Genomic DNA, 5873 nt, shown 5'->3' with positions numbered 1-5873 from the left:
TCACGGGAGGGACGCTCGCCCGCCTGGTACTGGGTTCCGAGGCGTTCTGGCAGATTGGTGGGGCGTTGCTGGACTCGTTCGCCCTCTACATCTGCCACGCGGGCAGATCGAATGTCGGCGAGCCGAACGGCAAGTCGGTGGTGGAGGACTTCTGGCAGGCTGTGCAGGAGTCTGGGATCACGGCCGCAGTGGACGGCCCCACCCACACGTTGCATATGTACGGGTGGAAATACACCACAGGCCATGTGCATGAGTCGATTCAGATTCTCGAGGGTGGGTATTGGGCCTCGCGTGGCCGAAGTCCTGTGGAGTCTTCTATCACCGCCGCCGAGGTGTGGGAGTTGGTGCCGGGTTTGGGCAAAATGCCCATGGACGTCCGAAAGCATTACGCGTCACGGATCCCTGTGCTCGAGGTGGTGGACAGGGCCCTCTGGGTGAGTTTCTTCCTGGAGCTTGGCCTGGAGCGGGACGGTGTGCTCGATCTGGTCAAGGTGCGTGGATTGGTCGAGGCTCCTTGGAGCCCTGGTGTTCCGGCGGTGCGGGCGGACTTGGTGTGGGAGACCGCGATCAAGTTGGTGCAGGCGGGTGACCACGCGGGTCTGTTGAGTGGTGTGGTGGTGCCCGCGGACTTGATGGATCTGAGCCGTCACGGTTTCTGGGCTAGTGACCTGGTGCGGGTGTCTGACGGGCGCGAGGTGTGGCTGGCGGGATGGTGGGGGCCGGTGCCCGTATTGGCGCATGTGCCTGCGCCGGTGGTGCCGGGCTCAGCTTTGCCGGCCTCTTCCGGGGACGGGACCGTATCGAGCGGGGTGACGCTCGACCCGAGTGTTGCGTCTGTGCTGAACGAGAGTGTGGCGTCGACGAGCTCTGGCGACCTGGGTGACTTCGTTTCTACAGGGGAGCCGGCGGCCGTCCCGTCAATGGCCGGCGAGGCGGGTCTGAATGTTGGCAGGGACGTGGCTGACGCGGTTCCGTGGCGGGATGCGCTAGACAGGGCTGTCGCTGCCACGTCTGGTCCGGACGGGGTTGTGCAGGGCGATATTCCGCGGGCGTCTTTGTCGACTGAAGGTGCCGCACCGGTTCCGACTGAGCCCACCCCGGTGGTAGCCGACTTTGCGGGTGTGGACAAGAAGGGGGTGCGACGGTACTTCACTGCGGATCAGGTACAGATGCGCACCCTGACCAACGTGAGCGGCGACGTCGTGGGCGTCACGTTCAATACGCCTGGGGAAAAGCCGAGCGCAATGTCGAACGGGTTCCCGGTGAACGATGGAAGGCGTTCCGGTCTGCTCAGGGATGAGAAGCTGGACAGCGTCCCGGCGATCTCCATGTCGTTCCCGTGGGACGGCGATACCCGGACGTTCTTCGTGGACGCACACGGAAAACCGGGCATCACCAGGATCACTCTTGCCGACGGTACGGCCATTTATGTCACAGGGGAGACGCTCGCTCACCTGGTGCTGGGTTCGGAGGCGTTCCGGCAGATTGGTGGGGCGTTGCCGGACTCGTTCGCCCTCTACATTTGTTCGGCGGGCACTCCGAATCTCGGTGAGCCGAACGGCAAGTCGGTGGTGGAGGACTTCTGGCAGGCTGTGCGGGCGTCTGGGATCACGGCCGCGGTGGACGGCCCCACCCGCCAGTTGCGCGTGTGGGAAACACACCAAGGCCGTGTAGTGCACGTGAGGACTGAGACTCTTCAGGGCGGGTATTGGGTCTCGCTCGGCCGGGGTCCTGCGGGATCCGACATCACCGCTGCCAAGGTGTGGAAGCTGGTGGCGGACTGGCCCAAACTGTCTATGGACGACCAATACTATTACGCGTCACGGATCCCTTTGTTGGCCGTGGTGTACAAGGCCTACTGGGTGAGCCGACACCTGGAGGAGGGGCTGAAGAAGGACGGTGTCCTCGATCTGGCCACGGTGCGTGGATTGGTCGAGGAACCTTCGAGGCCTGGTGTTCCGGCGGTGCGGACGGACTTGGTGTGGGAGACCGCGATCAAGTTGGTGCGGACGGGGCGCTACGAGGGTCTGTTGCGTGGTGTGGTGGTGCCGTCAGACCTGGTGGATCTGAGCCGTCACGGTTACCGGGCCGGTGACCCGGTGCGGGAGTCTGACGGGCGCGAGGTACGGCCGGCGGGGTGGTGGGGGCCGGTGCCCGTGCCGGCGCATGGGCCTGCGCCAGTGGTGCCGAGCTCAGCTTTGCCGGTCTATTCCGAGGATGGGACCGTGTCCAGCGGGGTGACGCTCGACCCGAGTGTTGCGTCTGTGGTGAACGAATCGTTGGTTGAAACGTTCACCCCGTTGGACAAGCCAGAGCTGGGCAGGCCGTTCGTCGAAAGCCTGTTCGACACCCTCGACAGCACGGTGGAGACGGCGCCGCGTCCGGAAAGCATGCGGGACGACTGGACGAGCCCGATCCCCGACGACCCGAACCCGCTCACGCCGGAACGCCTCACGAACGAGTTCGGCTTCCCGCTGGTCAACCAGCAGCGATTCCAGGCCATGGCCGACCGACTCAACGTCATCTTCGACGTCCGCCCCACCAACCCGAGCGCCGTGTACTGGCTGGAGCAGGGAGCCGTTGCGAAGCCCAAGGACATCAAGGCCAAGACGGTCAACGAGCTCGATGTCCACCTCGGCGCAGACCAGTCGAAGGTCGGCCTTGTCGGCTACTTCCGGCCCGAGCTACCGATCTACCTCGACACGCTTGAACCGGGCCTCAAGGCCAAGATCGCCAAGCAGTTCGACGTCCGCACGACCGAGTACGCCTCGCTCGCCTCGGAGATGGCCGAGCTGGAGACCGAAGGCCGCTATCGGGTCGTGGACGGCGTCGTCGAGGCGAAGACCACGGACGGCACGTTCAAGCCGATCACCAGTGACCACGACGTTTACCACATCCGCAATCTTGACGGCATGTCGCTCACCACCGGCGACGTTGACGACGTCACGTTCCTGCTCACCAATCGCAACGTCGGCGTCCAGCACGGCGCGCACATGTACTGGGAGCCGGTCGGGACGTTCCAGCACAAGATCTTCACCGACATCGTTACCCGCCACCAGGCCACCACCGCCGACGCCGAGCCCCTGATCCGCTTCAACCCCGGACAGCCGCCCAGGCTCGTCTTCGCCGACGGGGACGCCCGAGGCGATGCCCTGCACATTGAGCAGCACACGCAGGACGGACGCACCATGCACGGCGTGCGGTCGTATGCGTCCGTGCAACCGTCGGCTGCGCCGCACGGCGGTGTGTCCGATGGGGGGACCACGTCCGTCGAGACGGCGACCGTCATGACGGTGGCGACGACCGCAGGGGATCAACTGACGCCGCTGGACCCCGCCGAGGTCGCGGCGGAGCAGAAGCTGCGCGACGCGCGTGCCGCAGTCGCGAGTGCCAGGGCAGGCATGCTTGCCGCGCACGCCGAGGTCGACCAGCGCGTGCGCGAGCGGGTGCAAGCCCGTCACAACGACGTCACCCCTTTGCCGAAGCCGACGAAGGCCGACCGGAAGTGGGTGCTCAGCGAGAACGCCGACCTGCGGGTGCGGGTCCGGGCGACCCAGGCCGCATTGCACCAGGCCCGCGATGAGCTGAATAAGGCGTCCAGGGAGCTCGTGGCGAAGTCGGCTACCGCGGTGCGCCTGATCGGGCCGGTGGCGCCGACCGTGCTCGGTGACGATTCGTGGTTCACCAGCACGGCGCAGACGGCGGAGTGGTTCGAGCCGAACAACCCGGTCAGCGAGTCGGCTATCCGCGCGGCGCGGCAGAACGCGCCCGTCTCGATCGTCCGGGGTCGGCTGGTCGATGTGCAGCGGGGGGATGAGGACAGCAGACGGCCTGTCGATGACGTCCGCAGGCCGGAGGTGCCGACGGACGCTTACCTGCAGGAGTTGGAGGCCAAGACTGAGCCTCTCACCGAGCAGGAACAGGAAGACCTGAGGCGCAGGCGTGAGTTCGACCTGTTGCCGCCACATGAGCGCCAGGCGATCAGGGAAGCGGAGGAGAGAGACGCGCTCGACCTGGGGCGCGGCTCATTGACTTTCTTATACAGCAACATCATTTTTGACCGGCGACGGTTCGATGTGGGCGGGACGACGGTTCAGGACTTCACGGTCCGCTTGCATTTGGATGTGTCCGGAGGGGCGACTCCGCAGCAGGTCGTCGCGCTGAAGCGGCGCGCGTTGACGGGCGTGAACCGGTTCTTCAACCAGGGCCACAGGTTGCCCTCCGGAGACCAGTTCCACGTCACTGTCCAGTTCGTGGACTCGCCGGACGAGGCACATCACGTCGTGAAGGTCGTGGCCGACACCGACACCTTCTACTCCGACGCTAATAACTGGTTGCTGCACGACAGCGAAGCCGTGTTCGCCCACGAGATCGGGCACCTGCTCGGGCTCCGTGACGAGTACCCGGACAACCGCTTGGCGCTCCGCGCCAAGGCCAGCGCGACCGGCGTTCACGACGACCGCGGTCTCATGACGTCAGGCGGCGAAATGGAGACGGCGTCGATCAGGCCACGCAACCTGTTCCGGATCGAGAAGACCGCTGACGCGCTGGGGTCGGTGCCTGAACCCGCCTCCAGCGGTTACCGCGGTCAGGACGTCGATCCGGGACCGCTGCTCACCGGTGACCCGACGATCGACGTTCCGGACGCACCGCAGACCGAGCTGGCCGACCCTGTGGCGGCCATCCCGCACCTAGCGGCCGGGGTCGACCTGATCGACGGCACCGATCTGGCCGACGACCTGGAGATCATGCACCTCAAGGCGGGCGGTCCCGGTGTACTGCCGGACTCGGCTTCCGACCTGTCCGAGCTCGATTTGGCGGCCGAGATCGAGCTCGTCACCTTCGGCGGCGACACGGTGGATGGCTCTCCCGCGTTGGGCTTGGGCTTGGAGTTCGACAGGCCGGCGGCTGATGTTGTTGAGGTTCCTGATGCCGCGGTCATGGGGCTGGGGTTGACGCTCGGGCCTCCCGTGGCCAGTTTCGGGGACGTGGCTGAGGATTCCGACTCGGATTCAGCACTGCTGTCGCCCGTGTCGGATCAGGGGGGTGGGTTCGACGAACCGGAAACGGTTGAACTGGCTGAGGACCCCGATGCGCCGGTGATGAGTCTGGGCCTGACCTTCGATATCCCGGCGCTTGACTTCAAATCAGAAGTCAAGTCAGAGCCCTCATCTCCCACCTTTCTGGACCTGGACCTCGATCTGGGAATCGCTTTCCAGCCGTCGGGACAGCCTCTGCCGGAGTCGGCACCGGTGGTGCCGCGCTCGGCTTTGCAGGTTTTTTCCGGGGACGGGATCGTGTCGAGCAGGGTGACGCTTGACCCGAGTGTTGCGTCTGTGGTGAACGGGTCGTTGGTTGAATCGTTCACTGCTGTGCCTGAGAGTGCTGTTGCTGTTACGTCTGGTCCGGACGGGGTTGTGCGGGATGGTATTCGGCGGGCGTCTTCGCCTGGTGATGTTGCGGCATCTGTTCCGGTTGGGTCTGGTGTGGATCCTGTTGTTGGCGAGGACGGGTTCGACGCGTCGAATGTGTTGGCGGAGGTCGCTGATGATGAGGTGGCGGCGTCGGATGGTGTGGTTGAGGTTCCGTTCGGCGTGCGGCAGTTCCGGATGGACCGGAAGAATCCGGCTTATGGGTCTGTTGTGGGGTATGCGCGGGACGTGGCGGAGGCGGGTATCCGTGCCGCGGCTGCGGGTGTGGCGTTGCCGACGGTCACGCTGACCGGCTTGTCGGCCACGGGCAGTGCGGACCACATGACTCTGCGTCGTATGGAGCGGGTCAGGGGCGTGTTCGAGTCGGCGCTGGTTGCCGCGCTTAGTGAGCGGGGTGGCCATAGCCTGACGGTCGCTGATTTCACGATCATTTCCGGTCAT

1 protein-coding gene is annotated in these 5873 nt (G+C 65.3%); it reads left to right on the top strand.

The window, feature by feature from the left end; all coding sequences use genetic code 11:
• A partial coding sequence (locus ABZX92_RS44795; RefSeq protein WP_355572132.1) for a hypothetical protein occupies window positions 1-5873 on the top strand: 5873 nt, incomplete at both ends.

Origin of the sequence: Lentzea sp. NPDC006480, assembly GCF_040611995.1 — a bacterium.
GTDB lineage: Bacteria > Actinomycetota > Actinomycetes > Mycobacteriales > Pseudonocardiaceae > Lentzea.
Note: the sequence above shows the minus strand (reverse complement) of the source record. Positions and strands in the feature narration are given on the sequence as shown.